This window comes from Mesorhizobium sp. M7A.F.Ca.US.005.03.1.1 (assembly GCF_003997975.1).
Classification (GTDB): Bacteria; Pseudomonadota; Alphaproteobacteria; order Rhizobiales; family Rhizobiaceae; genus Mesorhizobium; species Mesorhizobium ciceri.
The window spans coordinates 46,095-63,300 of sequence record NZ_RZRO01000029.1; the positions used below are offsets into that span (position 1 = coordinate 46,095).

Sequence of the window (17,206 nt, forward strand, 5' to 3'; positions counted from 1 at the left end):
CTATTAGCCAAAGCTTAAATGCTCAAGAAAGCTTTTCGATCCATCGTGGGTTGCCTGTCCTTCAAGCGCCGGGCCGTGGCGGACCCGTGTGCCCTCCGGCTCAAACGCCTGCAATCGCCAAAAGCCAGGCCAGGATATCGAGCAGCAGAAACAGCAGCGCAATCTGCAGCGCCACCCGCAGCCGCTGGATAATTCGCCAGTTGCCGGCCATGTCCGCCTTGATGCGAAGCGCAAGCGCGCGGCGCATGGCCGACATCGTCGTCGGCCTGTCGCCGTCGACATATTGATCAAGCAACTCTTCGGGATCGAAGCGGAATGTGTATTGGTGGTAGGGCCAAAGCATGAAGACGATCAGCCCGCCAATGCCGAACAGCAGGGCCACCGCAATCCAGTCCCAAGGCCCAAGCCCGTTGGAAAGGGCCGCACCGCCAAGCAACGAGTTTGCGAAGGCGGTGGCGAAGACAAGGCTGCCGGCGCGGCTGCTCATGTTCTCCACAAGGGTTTGCTGTTGCGTGAGACCTCTCACTGCTTCCTGATAAATGAATGCGAGACGCGGATCGTCGTCGGCAACAGCGCTTGCGGCAATTCTGTTGCTTTCGCTTCCACTCGGATGTTCGACCATCAGGGTGTCCTCTCTGGCGTGGACTGGATGCGCGAGCTCAGTCGAGATCGCTTGGTGCAAACGTTGGCCGTAAACTGCCTCGCGCAAGGGGGAATCCGCAGTGAACCGAACGGGCCAGGCTGATTGCGCGCCTGGCCAGCAAGGTTTGGGAAATCGACCCGGACTACGCCGGCTGGAACTCCCTGCGCGGTAGCGGCGGAAACGCGATGGCGATGCCGACCGCGCCGAGCCCGATAAGAGCCGAGCCGATGAACAGCCAGGAATAGTTGGCGTAGGCGTCGAACACCATGCCGCCGGCAAGCGGGCCCAGCGCCATGCCGAGGCTGGACAGCATGGTGGCGGCGCCGAACACGGTGCCGAGGATGCGCTGGCCGAAATATTCGCGCGCCAGCACCGCATAGAGCGGCATGACGCCGCCATAGGTGGCACCGAAGATAACGGCCAGCATGTAGAACTGCTCAAGCCGGCTGATCGAGAGATAGGCGGCAATGACGATCGCCTGGATCGCCAGGCCCGCGATCAGCACCGGCTTGACGCCCAGCCGGTCGGCCAGCACGCCGTAGAAGAGCCGGCCGCCGAGGCCTGCCAGGCCTTCGACACTGTAGATCGAGACCGCTGCCATGGGGGCGACGCCACACAGCATGGCATAGCTGACCATATGGAAGATCGGGCCGGAATGCGCCGCACAGCAGGCAAAGAAGGTCAGCCCCAGCACGATGAACTGCGGTGAGCGCAGCGCCTTGCCGACCGTCAGGCCGGCGCCTTCGGCAACCGGCGCGGAGCCGGTATCGGCCATGACGGGCTTCGGTGGTTGGCGCACCAGCAGCACCGCCGGCAACAGCAATAGCCAGGCGGTAATGCCGATGTCGAACATGGCGGTTCGCCAGTCATAGGCGGAGATCAGCCAGCGGGCGAAGGGCGAAATCGTCATCGGCGCCACGCCCATGCCTGCCGAGACCAGCGAGACGGCGAGGCTACGGTTGGTGTCGAACCAGCCTGTGGTCAGCGCGATCATCGGCGCGAAAAAGGCGCTTGCCGCGAGGCCGACCAGCACGCCATAGGTAATCTGGAAGCTCAGCAGCGAACCGGCCCGGCTGGCCAGCACCAGCGCCAGCCCGAGCAGAACCGCGCCGGTCATCACGACGATGCGGGCGCCAAAACGGTCCGATATCGCGCCCCAGGCGAAGCCGCCAAGGCCCATCACCAGGAAGTTGAGCGTCATGGCGCTCGAAATGCCGGCGCGCGACCAGTTGGTGTCGATCGCCATCGGCTCGAGAAAGATCGCCAGCGAAAACATCGTCCCGATGGCGACACAGGACATCAGCGCGCCAGCCGCGACGATGACCCAACGATAGGAAAAGCTCATTCAAATCTCCCATGCCAGAGGGCAGCGCTGCGCGCTGCTTGCACCCGAAGGACGCCGACACCGGGTTCGATCCTACAATCCGGTTGCATTTTTTATCCAGTCTGAAAGAGCACTGTTTCAGCCGGCCGGATCGCTTTGGACAACAGGACAGCCCGCTTTCATCCCGTCCCAAAACTCCGCCCATGCGAAGGGACGCAGTCATCGATACTGCAAACTGCCAGTCAGCCTGATAGTCTCCGAAGGTACGGAGGCGACATGAAGCATTGGGAAGTTGACGACCTGGGGGACGAGGCGATCTGCGCAAGTTGCGTCAGCGAGGTTTATCTTCGCGCTGAGATCGAAAAGCATGGCACAGATCGGGTATGTCGTTACTGCAACGAGGAGGGTAAGTCCTTCACGCTTGATGAGGTTGCAGAGTCGGTCGAGCGGGCATTCGACAGCCACTATTCAAGGACCCCCAGCGAGCCCAGCGGATACGAGCGGGCTATGCACAATGATCCCGAAAGCACCTACGACTGGGAGCCTAGAGGAGAATCGACTGTGTATGCCATCATGAACGCGGCGAACATCTCCGAGGCAGCGGCGACCGATATTCAATCCATCCTCGCAGACAAGCACAGCGATTTCGATGCGGCCGCTATGGGGGAAGAGACTGCGTTTGCGGACGACCTGCATTATGAAGAGATTATGCCGGGCGATGAGGAGTGGCAGGCAAGCTGGCGCTCATTCGAGAAGAGCATAAAAACCGAAGCACGCTTTTTCAGCCGAACCGGAGCTACCCAGCTTGCGGAACTGTTCGACCACATTGATGAAATGCGGACGCGTGACGGCAAACCGCTGATTGAAGAGGCAGGACCGGGAACGCAATTCACGCATCTTTATCGGGCACGTGCCTTCCAGTCTGATGCCAAGCTAGTCAGGGCCTTGGAACGTCCTGACTTGGAGCTCGCCGCGCCGCCTCCAGGTGTTGCCACCGCAGGCCGTATGAATGCCAAGGGGATATCGACTTTTTATGGTGCGACCGATCCCGAAATCGCTCTGGCCGAAGTGCGCCCGCCAGTCGGCAGTCAGGTTGCTATTTCCCGCTTCGCCATTGTCCGTCCGCTGAAACTACTCAATCTCAACGCGCTCAAATATGTGCATGAGAATGGCAGTGTGTTTGATCCGCAATATGCATATCGCTTGGGGCGCATGATGTTCCTTCGTTCGTTGTCTGCGAGAATGGCGCGACCCGTTATGCCGGATGATCAGGATTCTGAATACTTGCCAACACAGGCGATCGCCGACTATCTCGCGACCGAAGGCAAGGTGCCACTCGACGGCATTCTGTTCCCGTCGGTCCAGGCAGGCAGTGTGGGTCTGAATGCCGTGCTCTTTTACAAAGCCTCACGATGTGAGGCGATGGACATCCCGGTCGGCACAGAGATCGAAGCCAGTACTGCCCGCCAGTATGAAGAAGGTTGGGAGCGCGAATATACCGTTATCGAAAGAATACCGAAGCCGGAGCCAGATCAACCCAAAACCGATGGCCCTTATGATCCGTTGGATTTCGATTGGGTAGAGCCTCCGATAGGCGATCATCGCGAAACTACGCTTCGGATCGAGGCCGATTCCATAAAGGTTCACGCGGTTGAATCTGTCCGATTCAAAACCATAGAGCATGATGTCACACGCTATCGGTGGGCTAAGACCGAGCCGGATTTTTGACCTGCTGAAGCTGCTTCTTTCGGCAGTACAATTACAGTGGGCCGGTCGGTGCGGATGGTTCAGCAGAATCCAAACCAAGCATATCGAAAACCATTGCGGAAAACTTGAGGCTTTGCCCTAGCGCGCGCCAAGAGACCGCCGCGGGCGCCGGTCAGATCGGCAGTTCCGACGTGTATTTGATCGTCTGGCTGGGGACGTCGGTCTTGACGTTCTGCACGCCCTTGATGCGGCTCAGATGCTCCGACTGGAAGCGGCGGTAGTCGTCGATGCCGGCCGCCACCACGCGCACCATGGCGTCGCAATCGCCGAGCATCAGATAGCACTCCATCACCTGCGGCAGCTTGGCGACTTCGGTGGCGAAATGCTCGATCGTGTCTTCGTCCTGCGTCTTCAGCCAGATGCGGGTGAAGAAGGTCAGACCCTTGCCGATGCTGGCCGGGTTGAGCACGGCGACGTAGCGGTCGATGACACCGGCTTCCTCCAGCAGCTTCACGCGACGCAGGCAAGGCGATGGCGACAGCCCGACCTCATTGGCCAGATCATTGTTGGCCATGCGGCCGTCGCGCTGCAGCGCCCGCAGAATCCGCTTGTCGATCTCATCCAGCTTCATGGCTACAGATTCCATCTATTCGAAAATTTGTAACATAAAATGCCAGAATTCGACGAAATACAACAATCTCCGCAACCAAATTGCGGACCGATTTCGGTATGTTTGCTGCCGACATCAGTTGATTTCAAACGCAGGGAAGCGGCGGCCGCGAGGTCAGCCGATGAAGACACATGAGCATTTCACAGGCAGTCGAGACGGTGGCAGATGGTTCGAAATCCGAATTCCGCCGTGGCGTGGCGTCCTGCGCGCCGGTGCTGTTCGGCACCATCCCCTATGCGCTGGTGCTTGGCGCCCAGGCCACGCAGAAAGGCTTGAGCACGGTCGAACTGTCTGCCATGACAGGGCTGAACTTCGCCGGCGGTTCGGAGTTCGCGGCGATCCAGTTGTGGACGTCGCCGCCGCACATCGTGCTCATCGTCGCCATCACCTTCCTGGTCAACAGCCGTCACCTGCTGATGGGGGCGGCACTGGCGCCGTTCCTGCGCGACCTGCCACGGCGCAAGGTGTTTCCGGCGCTTTTCCTTATGTGCGATGAAAGCTGGGCGCTGGGCTTGGCCGATGCCAAACTGCGTGCTGCAGCCGGCATCACGCCGGCCTTCAGCCCGCGCTACTATATGGGCGCGGCGCTGGCGATGTATCTCACCTGGGTGGCCTTCACCACGCTGGGTGCCTTGCTCGGTCCGATGCTTGGCCATGTCGAGACCTATGGTTTTGACATGGCGTTCCCGGCTGTCTTCCTGGTGCTGATGCGCGGCATGTGGACGGGTATGGCGGCGGCGCGGCCCTGGCTGGTCAGCCTGGTCGTTGCAGCACTGGTCTATCTCTTCGTTCCCGGTGCCTGGTATGTCGCCGCCGGCGCCATGTCGGGTCTGGTCGCGGCCTGGCTGATGGCGGGTGATGCATGATCGATGCAACGACCCCTTTCACCATCGTGCTGATGGCCGGCGTCACTTACCTGACGCGGATCGGCGGCTATGTCGTCCTGCGCAACCGCACGCTGGGCGCCCGTGCCACGGCTGTGATGGAAGCTGCGCCCGGCTGCGTGCTGATCTCTGTCATCGCACCGGCCTTCGTATCGAAGTCCCCGGCGGATCTTCTGGCGCTGGCTGTTACTCTGGCAGCCGCCACGCGGTTTTCCATGCTGCCGACCGTGCTGATCGGGGTCAGCGCCGCTGGTCTGCTGAGGCACCTCATCGGCTAGAACGCAAAAGGCAGGCGCGAACGCCTGCCTTCGATGCGGACAAATCTCGGCTGTTTACGCGGCAGCCGCGACGTCCCGGCTGGCGGCCACAACGGCGTCGACCTTGGCGGTCGCCTTGGCAAGCGCTGCTGTCACCGCGTCAGGACCCATGCCGACGCCTTCGATGCGGATGACATCGACATCGGTCATGCCGAGGAAGCCGAGCACGCCACGCAGGTAGGGAATGGCGTGATCGAACTGCACGGCCGCACCTTCCGAATAGATGCCGCCGGAAGCCAGCACGATATAGACCTTCTTGCCGGTGACCAGACCCTTGGGGCCGTTCTCGCCATAGGCAAAGCTCTTGCCGGAGCGGGAGATGTGGTCGACCCATGACTTCAGGGTCGAGGAGATGTTGAAGTTGATGAAGCCGGTGGCCAGGATCACCGTGTCGGCGGCGAACAGCTCGTCGAGCACGACATCGGAGACGCCGACGACTTCAGCCTGGCGCGGGGTGCGCGCTTCGGCCGGGGTATAGATGCCCGTCGCATAGTCGGCATCGATGTGCGGCAACGGATTGGCGACGAGGTCGCGCACGACGAGCGTGTTCGACGGATCGGCGGCGACGAGCTTTTCGGCGAATTCGGTGGCGATGCGGGTCGAATGCGAGGCAGCGCCGCGCGGGCTCGAAGTGACAAGAAGAATGGACATTTTGGGCTCTCTCCAGCGGTTGGAATGATTTGTCCCGCCAGATATGGGGCTTTCGATCCATTCAATAAACTGCTATATTTTCTATACGATCCATCCATAAATTGGATATAACGATGCAACCCAACCCGACGCTCGATCAACTTCAGATCTTTGTGACAGTCGCCGAAGCCGGCAGCTTCTCGGCCGCCGGCCGCAAGCTCAACCGGGCACAGTCCGTCATCAGCTACGGCATCGCCAATCTCGAGGCGCAGCTTGGGCTGAAACTGTTCGAGCGCGAGGGCACGCGCGAGCCGCAATTGACGGAGATCGGCCGGGCGATGCTGGAGGACGCACGGCGCATGATCGGCGTGCTGCAGCGCATCCGCTCGCGCGTCGACGGCCACCACCAGGGGCTCGAGGCCGAGGTCGCGCTGTCGGTCGACGCGACGCTGCCGTCACCGGTGCTGGTTCGGGTGCTGAAGGCATTCGAGGCGCAGTTTCCGACCGTGATGCTGCGGCTGCACATCGGCACGCTCGGCCTGATCCCCGACCATGTCGTCAGCGGGCAGGCCGACCTTGGCATTGGCGGCCTGCTGGGCGATGTCGACGTGAACCTTGTGCGCATCGGCTTCATGTCGATCGTGCTGGCCGCCGCCCCCACCCACCCGCTGGCCTTGCTGCCGAAACCGGTGGCGATCGAGGATGCGCGCGAACACACCCAACTTGTCGTCACCGACCAGTCGGAGCGCACCAAGGGGCGCGACTTCGGCGTCTATGCCTACCGTACCTGGCGGCTCACGGATGTGCGCACCAAGCATATGCTGATGCGCGAGGGGCTGGGCTGGGGCGGGCTGCCGCGCTGGCTGATATCAGACGACCTGGCGAGCGGCCGGCTGGTCGAGATCGACCTCGAATCCTTCAGGGAGGTGAGCTCGCCGCTGTTTGCCATGCATCGCAGCGATCGCAGCCCGAAGCCGGCGGCGGCCTGGCTGATCGACCAGTTCAAGCGCCAGCTCGGCTGCTTCAACGAGTTCGAACCGGGCGAGGTGCCGGATGAGGAGCACGAGACAGTCCATCGATCAGCGCCATGAGCACGGCACGGTAGTCCTCGGCCGAGGCGCCGGCCTCGATGGCCAGGGCGGCACGGTCGAAGGCGGAGCCGAGCAGTGCGGTCAGCGCTTCGGCCGGCAATCTCGTCATCGTCTGCGCCCGCATCGCCGCGACCAGCCCTTCGCGCAGAGAGCGGTTGCCGTGGCGATTGTCGATCGCGTCCATGGCGGCGCGGCCAAGCACGGCCGGGCCGTCGAGCAGCAGCAGCCGCGTGCGTCCGGGCGCGCGCATGGCGGCGAGATAGGCGTCGGAGCCGGCAATCAGCGCGTCATGGGCAAACAGCGATGGCGGCGAGGCGCGCTCGATCTCCTCGGCGACCGCTGCCGCCTCCTGCTCGACCACGGCAGCAAACAGTGCCTGCTTGTCAGCAAAATGATGGTAGAGCGCGCCGCGCGTCACGCCGGCGGCGGCGACGATCTCCGGCGTGCCGGTCTCGAAATAGGATTTCTCCGTGAACAGCTTTCGCGCCGCGGCAATCAGGTGGGCGCGCGTCGCTTCGGTGCGGTCGCGGTTGGAACGACGCGCGAAATCGTGTTGCATACATGCAGCCTGTATGTTAATTCGGTTTACATGCAGACTGTATGTTAATTGACGGGAGAAGGAAAGATGAAGACCACGAGCTATTACCCGGTGCTGATGACCGGCGACGTCGCCGGCACGGCGGCCTTTTATGTGAAGCATTTCCGCTTCCAGCCCCTGTTCGAAAGCGACTGGTATGTGCATCTGCAATCGGGGGAGGACAGAAGAGTCAATCTCGGCATCGTCCAGGGCGACCATGAGACCATCCCGGAAGAGGGGCGGGGCCGCGCTTCGGGCCTGCTGATCAATTTCGAGGTTCGCGACCCGGACGCTGTCTATGAGCGCGTCGTCGCCGCCGGCCTGCCGATCCTGCGCTCGCTGCGCGACGAGCCCTTCGGCCAGCGCCATTTCATCACCAAGGACCCCAATGGCGTGCTGATCGACGTAATCAAGCCGATCCCGCCGAGCGAGGCGTTTCTGGCGCAGTATGCGGAAGGGGTGGCGGGAGCCTGAGCGCCCGCCTCAACTGGCCCTTGCCACCGGCGTCACCGTCACCTGGCTGACACCGGTGCGGCGCACGACGGTGCACAGCGTCTCGCGGCCGATGCGTTCGGCGTCGAGCATGCGCACCAGGTCGTCGACGCCGGTGACAGGACGGCCGTCGATGGCGGCGATGATGTCGCCTTCTTTCAGGCCGGCCTTGGCCGCCGGGCCGTCCTTTTCGACGCTGCGCAGGCGAACCGCCGTGCTGGTCGAGACTTGCGACAACAAGGCGGCGCGGCGCGGCAAACTGGCAGTGTCGGCCGAGACGCCGATGAAGGCGCGGCGGACACGGCCGAAGCGGATGATCTCCGAAATGACGAAATTGGCGGTGTTGGAGGCGACCGCGAAGGCGATGCCCTGCGCGCCATGGATCATGGCGGTGTTGACGCCGATCACCTCGCCGGCCGACGAAACCAGCGGCCCGCCGGAATTGCCGGGGTTGAGCGCTGCGTCGGTCTGGATGACGTCGTCAATCAGCCGGCCGGTCGAGGCGCGCATGGAGCGGCCGAGCGCCGAGACGACGCCGGAGGTGACGGTCCATTCAAAGCCGAGCGGATTGCCGATGGCGATGGCGATCTGGCCGCGCCGCAGCCGCTTGGAATCGGCGAGCGGTGCGACATCGGCAAAGCTGCCGTCGGCGCGCACCAGCGCGATGTCGGTGTCGGGATCGCGGCCGAGCACGCGGCCTTCGCGGGAGGCGCCGTCCGGCATCGAGACGCGCACTGTCCTGGCATCGCCGACGACGTGGAAATTGGTAACGACCAGTCCGTCCGGCGCGATGACGAAGCCGGAGCCGTGGCCGCCCTGGCCGCCGACGCGTTCGATGCGGCAGACGGCCGGGCCGATGCGGTCGACGGCGTCCGCAACGGTCGTCGAATATGCGTCGAGCAATGTATCGTCAGGTTCGAATTTGGCTGCGGCGAGGGCCATGGAAGGGCTCCGTATTTTCGGGCGAAAGGATGATTTTTTTTCCTGTGCGCGTCGTTGTCCCAAAACCGCTGAGCACTTTTGGGCGACACGCACTATATGTGCGGAGCGGCTGGAACCGCCGCGACCTGACCAGATGGCCAGTCAAACCGGCAACTAGCCGTCAGGCGAGTACCTCTGAACGCGCTGTCGAGCGATATCTGGGGCATGGATGAACCCAGGAGACCAATATGAGCGATTTCAATCTGAGTGCGTTTTCGCAAGCCATCGCCGATCTCGCCGCCCAGGCGGCACCGGCAACGGCTGGCTTCGCCACGCATCATCACCGCACGGCAAGCGCCTTCCACTGGCGTGACGGTTATTTCGTCACCGCCGAGGAGGCTGTCGAGGCCGGCGAGGAGATCGAACTGACGCTGGCCTCGGGTGAGGCGGTGAAGGCAGAACTGGTCGGCCGCGATCCGTCGACTGGCGTTGCCCTGCTGAAGCCGGCTACGGCCATCAACGCCGTGCCGTTGGCTAGGGCTGACGCGGTGCGGCCAGGCAACATTGCCATCGCCATCGGCAATAGCAACGGGTCGGCTCTGGCCGTTTCGGGCTCGGTCGGCGAAGTCGGTCCGGCCTGGCGCTCGATGCGCGGCGGCACCATCGACCGGCGCATCAATCTGGCCGTCGGTGCCGGCGGCCGTTTCGAGGGCGGCCCGGTTCTCGACGCCAAGGGTGCGCTGATCGGCATGCTGCTGTTCGGGCCGCGCCACCGGGCGCTGGTCATGCCTTACGAGACGATCGAGCGGGCGGTTGCGACGCTGCGCGAAAAGGGCCATGTCGCGCGCGGTTATCTCGGCGCCGGCCTGCATCCGGTACGCGACCGCGACGCGCATGGCGCGATGGTGATGAGCCTCGATGACGATGGTCCCGCCAAGGCCGCCGGTCTCTCTCTCGGCGATATCATCGTGGCGTGGAACGGTGAGGCGGTGCATGGCCCGCGCGACCTGATCCGCAGGCTCGGACCAGACAGTGCGGGCGCTTCGGTGACGCTCGGCGTGGTGCGCGGCGGCGAACAGCGCGATGTCGGGCTGACCATCGGCGAAAAGCCGCTGAGCTGAGGGCATCCATGGACACGCTCACCAGCGACCGGATCATGCATGACGGTGCCGTCTCGCGGCGGCTGGTGGTGCTGATTGCGCTTGGCGATGCGTCGCGCGCCGAGCGCCTGGCGGCCTCGCTGGCCGCGAGCGATGACCTGCTGCCGGTGGTGGCCGGCAGGGCTGACGTCGCCATCGTTGACGACATGAGCGGCGGTGCCGTGCCGGCCGCCATTCCCCGGGTTCTGCTATCGGGAGGCGCCAATGGCGAACGGCCCGCGGGCGAGGTGTTGGCCGTCCTCGAAACGGGCGCGGACGATTTGTTGATCGCTGCGGCGGCGCGGCTGGCGGCGGCCGGCTATCGGGTATCGGGCGAGCGCAGAACCGGACGCCATGAGGATTTCCATACTGGCGATGGCGAGCCGTTCGAAGATGAAGCCTCCGACGAGCATGCCGTCCGTCCTTCGCTGTCGCCGCGCGAGGCGGAAGTGCTGGCGCTGCTGGCCGAGGGCGCACCCAACAAGGTGATCGCGCGGCGGCTGAACATTTCCGTGCACACCGCGAAGTTCCATGTCGCCGCAATCCTGATCAAGCTCGGTGCCGCCAACCGCACCGACGCGATTGCCACTGCGATGCGGCAGGGGCTGGTGCTGGTATAGTCATAAACCCTACGCTGCGTAACGCGGTGTCCGGCGTGTCGGGTCTTGCGCTGTGGTCGCCCGCCGCGCAAAGCTTGGCGTCTGACGTGTTGCAAGGGAGGCGCAAGGAAATGTCGCTCAAGGGAAAGACGCTGTTCATCTCCGGCGGATCGCGCGGCATCGGGCTGGCGATCGCGCTGCGCGCGGCGCGCGACGGCGCCAATGTGACGATCGCGGCCAAAACCGCCGAACCGCATCCGAAGCTGCCCGGCACAATCTATAGCGCGGCAGAAGAGATCGAGCAGGCCGGCGGCAAGGCGCTGCCCGTGCTGTGCGACATCCGTGAAGAGGCACAGGTGGCCGAGGCGGTCGCCAGGACCGTGGAAAAGTTCGGCGGCATCGATATCTGCGTCAACAATGCCAGCGCCATCCAGCTCACCGGCACGCTGGAAACCGACATGAAGCGCTACGACCTGATGCATCAGATCAACACGCGCGGCACCTTCCTGGTGTCCAAAATGTGCATTCCGCACCTGAAGTTGGCCAGCAATCCTCACATCCTGAATCTGGCACCGCCGCTCGACATGAAGGCCAAGTGGTTCAAGAATCATGTCGCCTACACGATGGCCAAGTTCGGCATGTCGATGTGCACGCTGGGCATGAGCGCCGAGTTCGCCAAGGACGGCATCGCCGTCAATTCACTGTGGCCGATTTCGACCATCGACACGGCAGCCGTGCGCAATCTGCTGGGCGGCGCGACGGTGGCGGCAATGAGCCGTTTGCCCGACATCATGGCCGATGCTGCGCATGCCATCTTCATGCGGCCGGCGCGCGAAGCGACCGGCAATTTCTACATCGACGAAGAGGTGCTGCGCGCCGAGGGCGTCAGCGATTTCTCGATCTATGCGCCTGATGCGACCGGGCCGCTGGCCGGCGACTTTTTTGTTCCCGACGAGGTGTTTGCCCGCACGGACAGCAAGATCAGGAATATTTACTAGAGCTCTTCGTTTTGACGCGACGGGCGTCGAGCCAAGCCCTTCGCCACCAGCAGAGTCATGGGAAAGCCCTGCTCGAACAAGGCGGTAGGGCATCGTTCCTGCGGGATTGATTCAACGTCCGGCAGGCGCAGGCTCACGCCTCGTCCTTCTTGCCTTTGCTCAGGCCCATCAGCCGGTCGATATAGGCGAGCATGAGCGCCGAGACGACGAAGGCGAGATGGATGATGGTCAGCCACATCAACTGGTCGGTCGTGTAGGACGATGAGTTCAAGAACACCTGCAAGAGGTGGATCGACGAGATGGCGACGATGGTCGAGGCAACCTTGACCTTCAGCGAACCGACATCGATGGTGCCCAGCCAGTGCACACCGCCGTCCTGGTCGTCGAAGCGGCTGACGAAATTCTCGTAGCCCGAGATGATGACCATCACCACCAGCGAGGCAACCAGCGCGGCATCGATCAAGCCGAGCATCTTCAGGATGGTGTCGGTGTCACCGAGCGTGAACGCCAGGCTAATGAACTCATAGAGCTTCTTGCCGAAGGACAGCGCATAGACGGCCAATGCCAGGGCCAGGCCTATATAGAAAACGACGAGCAGCCAGCGTGAAGCGAGAATGATCGATTCGATGGCGAGTTCGAGACGCTTCATGGGATGATTCCGGCTGGTTATCTCTCAGACAATGGCCGTATTCGACGAGGCCGCCACCGTTTGCAAGACAAAAAACCCCGCCGAACAAAGTCCGGCGGGGCTCAATGCGTCCCGCTGGAGTCGGGACGGGGCAGGGAACGCCCAGCACCGAATCTGGGGTGGCTGCGCTCGCGATTCAATGAGCCGTGTCTAACGCCCGTACAATTCTTGTTGAACCCCGCACATCCATTCACCCCCGGCTGTGCCGGGGGTGGATGCTTCTCTTGCCGATTCCACAAACCGGGTCATGATTTTGAAATCATGACCTAATTGTTGCTGGCGACCGGTGCCACCAGCGAGGTGATGCGGCGGATGGCGACGCGGCGGTTCTCGCGGTTGGGCGCCGCCGTGTTGACCTTCAGATACTCCTCGCCATAGCCCTGTGTCGTCAGGTTTTCCGGCGGGATGCCGAAGGCATTGGTCAGAGCCTCCGCCACCGCTTCCGCACGGCGATCGGAAAGAGCGAGGTTAGCCTCCGGTGTGCCGACCGCGTCGGTGTGACCTTCGATCAGGAAGGTCTCGGCCGGGTTCTTCTTCAACAGCTTCTCCATGGCCGTCGCTACGCCCTCGAGCTTCTGCACCTCGGTGTCGGAGATGGAGGCCGAACCGAATTCGAAGTTGAGCGTGTCGAGATCGACGCGACGTGCGATGTCGCGCACGCGGGCCGAACGCTTGACCTCGTCGATCGAATAGAGGCGCTGGACCTTCTCGACCGGGGGCTGTTCGAGGAACTCGTAGTAGTCATCGGGGCTCTCGACGTCCTCGGAATCGAGGATGTATTCCCGGCGCGGGATGGTCAGCCGCATCGGCGGCAGGTCGTCGCCGGGATCACGCCAGTCGCTGTCATCCTCATAGTGCCGCTCGTCGACATAGCTCAGCACATATTCGCGTCCATCCGGCGCAATGCGCGAACGCTGGATAACGTCGCCATAGCGGTTGCGGATGGTGACGATCCGGACACCGTTGTCGCGCTCGACGATTTCCCGGGTGCGATCGCCCGACAGATCCTCATAGTAGACTTCTTTGGCACCGCGGGTGACGCGCGGGGCATCATTGCTCTGGACAAATGTCTGGTTGTTGAACTGCAGGATGACGCGATCGCCGAGTTTCCTGACGACGTCGACGCCTTTCGGACGCCGACGATCGCGGGCGATCTCATCGGGCGCACGCTCTACGCGCGTGCCCTTCTCCTCGGTCACCGGGACGATCTTCTCGGGCTTGATCTCCTGCTGTGCGGCCCTGTCGTCGGTGGGCGGCGGACCCTGGTCGACGGGAGCAGCCACCGGCTTGCGGCCCTGATCGCCACCTTGCTGGGTATTTTGCCCGCCATTCTGCTGCTCGCCATCCTGCGGGACGATCTTGTCGCCCTGCTTGCGTCCGCCTCTGCGCTCGGCGTCCTTCTGGCTGTCCAGGATGGGAGCGGCGTTTGGATCGGCCGGTGCTTCGCCTTGCACCGGGTTTTCTCCCTGTGCCGGTGCTGCCGTCTGACCATTGGCCGGTTGTTCGCCGGTGGCGGGTTGTTCGGCCGTCGCCGGCTGCTCGCCAGCAGGTTTCCTGCCGTGCTTCTTCGTCGTGTCCTGGGGCTGCTCGCCTTGGGCCGCCGGCTGCTCGCCGGCAGGGGCCGTCGCCTCTCCAGCGGGAGCTTCCTTCGGCGCCGGGGCGACTTCAGGTTGGGCTTGCTGATCCTGCTTGTTCTTCTTGCGCGGCTGGGCCTGCTCGCCGGGCTGATTGTCGTTGGCCGGCGCGACCTGTTCGGCCGGCGTCTGCTCAGTCTGCTGCTGCTGGTCACGCTTCTTCCTGAGCGGCTGCTGTTCCTCTGCGGGTGCTGCCTGTTCGGCCGGCGCCTGCTCGGTCTGCTGCTGCTGGTCACGCTTCTTCCTGCGCGGCTGCTGTTCCTCTGCGGGTGCTGCCTGTTCGGCCGGCGCCTGCTCGGTCTGCTGCTGCTGGTCACGCTTCTTCCTGCGCGGCTGCTGTTCTTCGGCGGGAGCGGCCTGTTCGGCGGGCGCCTGCTCGGCCTGCTGCTGCTGGTCGCGCTTCTTCCGGCGTGGCTGCTGCTCCTCGGCGGGCTGCTCGCTCTGGGCAGGCGCGGCCTGCTGTTCAGGCTCGGCCTTCCTGCGCTCGTGTTTCTGTTCGGGTTCCGCCTGCTGCTTCTGCGCGCAGGCCTCGGCCGATTCGCCCTCGGCGCATGCTGCTTGCGCCAGGATGAATGGGGTCGCCGTGCGCTGGGCAAGACCGGACGCGACACTTCCCTGAAGCGGGAACGCGCCCAACGGCGCGGATGCCATCAACAGGCCAAGTGCGGTGCCTGCCAGAATCCGTGGTTGGCGTTTCATCGAAATTCTCCTTGTGGGGTCCCATCCTTGCCGAAACCGATCTTGTGCCGATTGGTTCCAGTCTGGCACGGATAGAGGCCGTACGGGGCGATTGACCGACCTTTTGAAGGCAACTTCATGTCATTCACCTGGCGATAGCCGCAATTGCGACCATTGCCGCGCTTGACCTTGCCCGCGGCCGGGGCCACATCCGGGAAATGGAAACGCCATTCTGGAAAACCAAGGCGCTGGAGGCGATGAGCCCGGCCGAGTGGGAATCGCTGTGCGACGGCTGCGGTAAATGCTGCCTGTCAAAGCTTGAGGACGAGGACACCGGCGAGATCTACTGGACCAGCGTCGGCTGTCGGCTGTTCGACGCCGAGACCTGCCGCTGTTCGGACTACGCCAACCGGCTGGCGCGCGTTCCCGACTGCGTCGGGCTGACGCCGCAGAATGTGCGAACCATCAGTTGGCTGCCCAGTACCTGTGCCTATCGGCTGGTTGCCGAGGGCCGCGACCTCTACTGGTGGCACCGGCTGGTGTCTGGCAGCGCCGAGACCGTGCATGAAGCCGGCATCTCGATGCGCGGCCGGGTCAAGGCGAGTGAAACCGATCTTGCCGAGCCGGAAGACTATTTTGACTATGTGCTGGACGAGGAGCCGTAGGACCAGCGGCGGCGAGCAACAGCCTTACGTTCCACGACTTCCGGCCAATCCGCGGGCTCGGAATAGGGCGCCGAGTCAGGCATTCCGGCCTTCACCAAGGCTGGGGACGGTGGCGAATGGCCGGAACTTCCTTCTTCCCGCCATATGAACCGGAGATGAACGGCAGGTTCGTAAAGAGTTCAGACAGGCAGGCGCATTCTCCCCCCATCGGTTCACGAGGACGGGAAGGCCCGCAAAAAGGAGAGAAGACGATGTTCAACACGATCAAGACGGCAGCCCTTTCGGCCCTGGTCGGTCTCGGCACGCTGGCGGCCGTTCCCGCCCACGCCGACAGCCTCTATCTCGGCTTCGGCAACAACAACGACCCGCGTTTCGGCGTCTATACCGGTGACGACGGTTATCGCCATCGCCGTGATGAACGCCGCGGCGACTGGCGCCGTGGCTGTTCGCCGGACCGCGCCCTCGACAAGGCCGAACGCATGGGCCTCCACCGGGTCCGGATCGTCGACGTCAACCGGCGCACGGTGAAGGTGGCGGGCCGTCAGGACGGCGACCGTGTCGTGGTGGTGTTCGCCAACGAGCGCGGCTGCCCGGTTATCTATCGCTGAGGTTCGACAATTAAGGCCGACCCTCTTTGAGGGTCAGCCTGGCAGCATGATCTTTAGCAAGATCAGCTGGGACTAGCGGAGCCCTTTTCCGTTTGAAGGGTGTGGCTCGAAAAAACCCCGCGGGAGCAATCCCGCGGGGTTTTTCATGCGCGCTATTGGCTGGTGATGCATCCGTGGCTGGGCAAGACCAGCCACGGATCCTCGGAGCCGCTTACTTCAGTTCGAAGGTGACGGTCACCTGGACATTGTAGGAATTCTCGCCGGCCTGCACGGGAGCCGCGCCACCCGCCGCGGCATCGAAGGCCTTGGCGTTGATCGGCATCGGCGCCGGCGCAATGTTCTGATCTGATATCTCGAGCACCCGGCCGAGGCTGGCGCCTGCGGCCTCGGCCAGCGTCTTGGCCTTGGCCATGGCGTTGGCGACCGCCTTCTTGCGCGCCTCGGTGACCGTGGCTGCCGGGTTGTCATTGGTGAAGGCGATGCCGCCACCCTGGTTGACGCCGAGCGACACCGCCTTGTCAAGGATCTCGCCGGTCTTGTCGACATCGCGCACCCGCACCGAAAGCGTGTTGGTCACCTGATAGGCGACGAGTTCGGCTTCCTGGCTACCGTCCGGCTTGTTGGTGTAGTTGTAGCGCGGGTTGATCTGGATGCCGGCGGTCTGCAGGTCCCGGTCCTTGATGCCGGCGGACTTCATCGCCGCGATCACGGCGGCCATGGCGTCATTGTTGGCGTCGAGCGCGGCGCGCGCGGTCTTGGCCTCGCGCATGACGCTCAGCGTCAGGACCGCCAGATCGGGGGCCACGGTTGCTTCGCCTTCGCCCGACACGATGATGCGGGGCGGCGTCGGCAGATCGGTGGCTCCAGCCATCGCCGGAAAAGCGATTGCAGCGGCGAGCGCGAGAGGCAAAAGATGTCTGGTCATGAAAATCTCCTTGGTC

At 63.4% G+C, this 17,206-nt stretch carries 19 protein-coding genes; 10 read left to right on the plus strand and 9 right to left on the minus strand.

The window, feature by feature from the left end; genetic code table 11:
- Positions 1–100 precede the first annotated feature (100 nt).
- Positions 101–487 carry a hypothetical protein gene (locus tag EN990_RS14745; protein ID WP_082826532.1) on the minus strand — a complete coding sequence of 129 codons (387 nt, stop codon included), beginning with the start codon at positions 485–487 and terminating at the stop codon, positions 101–103.
- A 298-nt stretch (positions 488–785) separates the two neighbouring features.
- Positions 786–1,988, minus strand: a complete 1,203-nt coding sequence (locus EN990_RS14750) for an MFS transporter (protein WP_127388318.1) — start codon at positions 1,986–1,988, stop codon at positions 786–788.
- 255 nt (positions 1,989–2,243) lie between these two features.
- Between EN990_RS14750 and EN990_RS14755 the strand changes: the two genes are divergently transcribed.
- A complete protein-coding gene (locus tag EN990_RS14755; protein WP_127369671.1) occupies positions 2,244–3,695 on the plus strand; it encodes an RES family NAD+ phosphorylase in 1,452 nt (483 codons plus the stop codon).
- Positions 3,696–3,846: 151 nt separating this feature from the next.
- Here EN990_RS14755 and EN990_RS14760 read toward each other — a convergent pair whose 3' ends face one another.
- Positions 3,847–4,305 carry an Lrp/AsnC family transcriptional regulator gene (locus EN990_RS14760; RefSeq protein ID WP_013530158.1) on the minus strand — a complete coding sequence of 153 codons (459 nt, stop codon included), beginning with the start codon at positions 4,303–4,305 and terminating at the stop codon, positions 3,847–3,849.
- 170 nt (positions 4,306–4,475) lie between these two features.
- On the opposite strand from EN990_RS14760, the gene EN990_RS14765 reads away from it, so the two are divergent.
- Together EN990_RS14765 and EN990_RS14770 are read left to right on the plus strand one after the other, a co-directional pair.
- Complete coding sequence (locus EN990_RS14765) at positions 4,476–5,210, plus strand: AzlC family ABC transporter permease (RefSeq protein ID WP_013530159.1); 735 nt, start codon at positions 4,476–4,478, stop codon at positions 5,208–5,210.
- The gene (locus EN990_RS14770; protein WP_127369670.1) at positions 5,207–5,506 is read left to right on the plus strand and encodes an AzlD family protein; all 300 of its coding nucleotides are present in this window, start codon (positions 5,207–5,209) and stop codon (positions 5,504–5,506) included. Before EN990_RS14765 ends, EN990_RS14770 begins: the two co-directional genes overlap by 4 nt.
- Positions 5,507–5,560: 54 nt before the next feature.
- On the opposite strand, the gene EN990_RS14775 is transcribed toward EN990_RS14770, so the two are convergent.
- Complete coding sequence (locus tag EN990_RS14775) at positions 5,561–6,196, minus strand: FMN-dependent NADH-azoreductase (RefSeq protein ID WP_024505492.1); 636 nt, start codon at positions 6,194–6,196, stop codon at positions 5,561–5,563.
- Between the two features lie 113 nt (positions 6,197–6,309).
- Here EN990_RS14775 and EN990_RS14780 point away from each other — a divergent pair, with 113 nt between their 5' ends.
- Complete coding sequence (locus EN990_RS14780; RefSeq protein ID WP_027162049.1) at positions 6,310–7,266, plus strand: LysR family transcriptional regulator; 957 nt, start codon at positions 6,310–6,312, stop codon at positions 7,264–7,266.
- Here EN990_RS14780 and EN990_RS14785 read toward each other — a convergent pair.
- Complete coding sequence (locus tag EN990_RS14785) at positions 7,199–7,825, minus strand: TetR/AcrR family transcriptional regulator (protein ID WP_127370445.1); 627 nt, start codon at positions 7,823–7,825, stop codon at positions 7,199–7,201. The two genes, EN990_RS14780 and EN990_RS14785, sit on opposite strands and share 68 nt — an antisense overlap.
- A gap of 66 nt (positions 7,826–7,891) precedes the next feature.
- Here EN990_RS14785 and EN990_RS14790 point away from each other — a divergent pair, with 66 nt between their 5' ends.
- On the plus strand, positions 7,892–8,317 hold the full coding sequence (locus tag EN990_RS14790) for a VOC family protein (RefSeq protein ID WP_013530166.1): 426 nt from the start codon (positions 7,892–7,894) through the stop codon (positions 8,315–8,317).
- Positions 8,318–8,326: 9 nt separating this feature from the next.
- Here EN990_RS14790 and EN990_RS14795 read toward each other — a convergent pair whose 3' ends face one another.
- A complete protein-coding gene (locus EN990_RS14795) occupies positions 8,327–9,277 on the minus strand; it encodes a trypsin-like peptidase domain-containing protein (protein ID WP_013530167.1) in 951 nt (316 codons plus the stop codon).
- A gap of 227 nt (positions 9,278–9,504) precedes the next feature.
- On the opposite strand from EN990_RS14795, the gene EN990_RS14800 reads away from it, so the two are divergent.
- From EN990_RS14800 to EN990_RS14810, 3 genes are all read left to right on the plus strand, one after another.
- Positions 9,505–10,377 carry a S1C family serine protease gene (locus EN990_RS14800; RefSeq protein ID WP_127369560.1) on the plus strand — a complete coding sequence of 291 codons (873 nt, stop codon included), beginning with the start codon at positions 9,505–9,507 and terminating at the stop codon, positions 10,375–10,377.
- Between the two features lie 8 nt (positions 10,378–10,385).
- Positions 10,386–11,015 carry a helix-turn-helix transcriptional regulator gene (locus EN990_RS14805; protein ID WP_127369561.1) on the plus strand — a complete coding sequence of 210 codons (630 nt, stop codon included), beginning with the start codon at positions 10,386–10,388 and terminating at the stop codon, positions 11,013–11,015.
- Positions 11,016–11,125: 110 nt separating this feature from the next.
- Positions 11,126–11,992, plus strand: coding sequence for an NAD(P)-dependent oxidoreductase (locus tag EN990_RS14810; protein WP_013530170.1), 867 nt, complete (start codon positions 11,126–11,128; stop codon positions 11,990–11,992).
- 133 nt (positions 11,993–12,125) lie between these two features.
- Here the strand turns inward: EN990_RS14810 and EN990_RS14815 are convergent, their stop codons facing one another.
- Positions 12,126–12,641 carry a TIGR00645 family protein gene (locus tag EN990_RS14815; protein ID WP_013530171.1) on the minus strand — a complete coding sequence of 172 codons (516 nt, stop codon included), beginning with the start codon at positions 12,639–12,641 and terminating at the stop codon, positions 12,126–12,128.
- A gap of 305 nt (positions 12,642–12,946) precedes the next feature.
- Positions 12,947–15,013, minus strand: coding sequence for an OmpA family protein (locus tag EN990_RS14820; RefSeq protein ID WP_127388319.1), 2,067 nt, complete (start codon positions 15,011–15,013; stop codon positions 12,947–12,949).
- A 197-nt stretch (positions 15,014–15,210) separates the two neighbouring features.
- On the opposite strand from EN990_RS14820, the gene EN990_RS14825 reads away from it, so the two are divergent.
- Together EN990_RS14825 and EN990_RS14830 are read left to right on the plus strand one after the other, a co-directional pair.
- On the plus strand, positions 15,211–15,657 hold the full coding sequence (locus EN990_RS14825) for a YcgN family cysteine cluster protein (RefSeq protein WP_013530173.1): 447 nt from the start codon (positions 15,211–15,213) through the stop codon (positions 15,655–15,657).
- Positions 15,658–15,908: 251 nt separating this feature from the next.
- Entirely contained in the window at positions 15,909–16,265 is a 357-nt protein-coding gene (locus EN990_RS14830; protein WP_013530174.1) for a hypothetical protein, read from the plus strand.
- A gap of 211 nt (positions 16,266–16,476) precedes the next feature.
- Here EN990_RS14830 and EN990_RS14835 read toward each other — a convergent pair whose 3' ends face one another.
- Complete coding sequence (locus EN990_RS14835) at positions 16,477–17,190, minus strand: SIMPL domain-containing protein (protein WP_013530175.1); 714 nt, start codon at positions 17,188–17,190, stop codon at positions 16,477–16,479.
- Positions 17,191–17,206 lie beyond the last annotated feature (16 nt).

Excerpts from the sequence above, each read along its gene's own strand:
- EN990_RS14745 (WP_082826532.1), bottom strand. The coding sequence starts at position 487 with ATGAGCAGCCGCGCCGGCAGCCTTGTCTTCGCCACCGCCTTCGCAAAC.
- EN990_RS14750 (WP_127388318.1), bottom strand. The coding sequence starts at position 1,988 with ATGAGCTTTTCCTATCGTTGGGTCATCGTCGCGGCTGGCGCGCTGATG.
- EN990_RS14755 (WP_127369671.1), top strand. The coding sequence starts at position 2,244 with ATGAAGCATTGGGAAGTTGACGACCTGGGGGACGAGGCGATCTGCGCA.
- EN990_RS14760 (WP_013530158.1), bottom strand. The coding sequence starts at position 4,305 with ATGAAGCTGGATGAGATCGACAAGCGGATTCTGCGGGCGCTGCAGCGC.
- EN990_RS14765 (WP_013530159.1), top strand. The coding sequence starts at position 4,476 with ATGAGCATTTCACAGGCAGTCGAGACGGTGGCAGATGGTTCGAAATCC.
- EN990_RS14770 (WP_127369670.1), top strand. The coding sequence starts at position 5,207 with ATGATCGATGCAACGACCCCTTTCACCATCGTGCTGATGGCCGGCGTC.
- EN990_RS14775 (WP_024505492.1), bottom strand. The coding sequence starts at position 6,196 with ATGTCCATTCTTCTTGTCACTTCGAGCCCGCGCGGCGCTGCCTCGCAT.
- EN990_RS14780 (WP_027162049.1), top strand. The coding sequence starts at position 6,310 with ATGCAACCCAACCCGACGCTCGATCAACTTCAGATCTTTGTGACAGTC.
- EN990_RS14785 (WP_127370445.1), bottom strand. The coding sequence starts at position 7,825 with ATGCAACACGATTTCGCGCGTCGTTCCAACCGCGACCGCACCGAAGCG.
- EN990_RS14790 (WP_013530166.1), top strand. The coding sequence starts at position 7,892 with ATGAAGACCACGAGCTATTACCCGGTGCTGATGACCGGCGACGTCGCC.
- EN990_RS14795 (WP_013530167.1), bottom strand. The coding sequence starts at position 9,277 with ATGGCCCTCGCCGCAGCCAAATTCGAACCTGACGATACATTGCTCGAC.
- EN990_RS14800 (WP_127369560.1), top strand. The coding sequence starts at position 9,505 with ATGAGCGATTTCAATCTGAGTGCGTTTTCGCAAGCCATCGCCGATCTC.
- EN990_RS14805 (WP_127369561.1), top strand. The coding sequence starts at position 10,386 with ATGGACACGCTCACCAGCGACCGGATCATGCATGACGGTGCCGTCTCG.
- EN990_RS14810 (WP_013530170.1), top strand. The coding sequence starts at position 11,126 with ATGTCGCTCAAGGGAAAGACGCTGTTCATCTCCGGCGGATCGCGCGGC.
- EN990_RS14815 (WP_013530171.1), bottom strand. The coding sequence starts at position 12,641 with ATGAAGCGTCTCGAACTCGCCATCGAATCGATCATTCTCGCTTCACGC.
- EN990_RS14820 (WP_127388319.1), bottom strand. The coding sequence starts at position 15,013 with ATGAAACGCCAACCACGGATTCTGGCAGGCACCGCACTTGGCCTGTTG.
- EN990_RS14825 (WP_013530173.1), top strand. The coding sequence starts at position 15,211 with ATGGAAACGCCATTCTGGAAAACCAAGGCGCTGGAGGCGATGAGCCCG.
- EN990_RS14830 (WP_013530174.1), top strand. The coding sequence starts at position 15,909 with ATGTTCAACACGATCAAGACGGCAGCCCTTTCGGCCCTGGTCGGTCTC.
- EN990_RS14835 (WP_013530175.1), bottom strand. The coding sequence starts at position 17,190 with ATGACCAGACATCTTTTGCCTCTCGCGCTCGCCGCTGCAATCGCTTTT.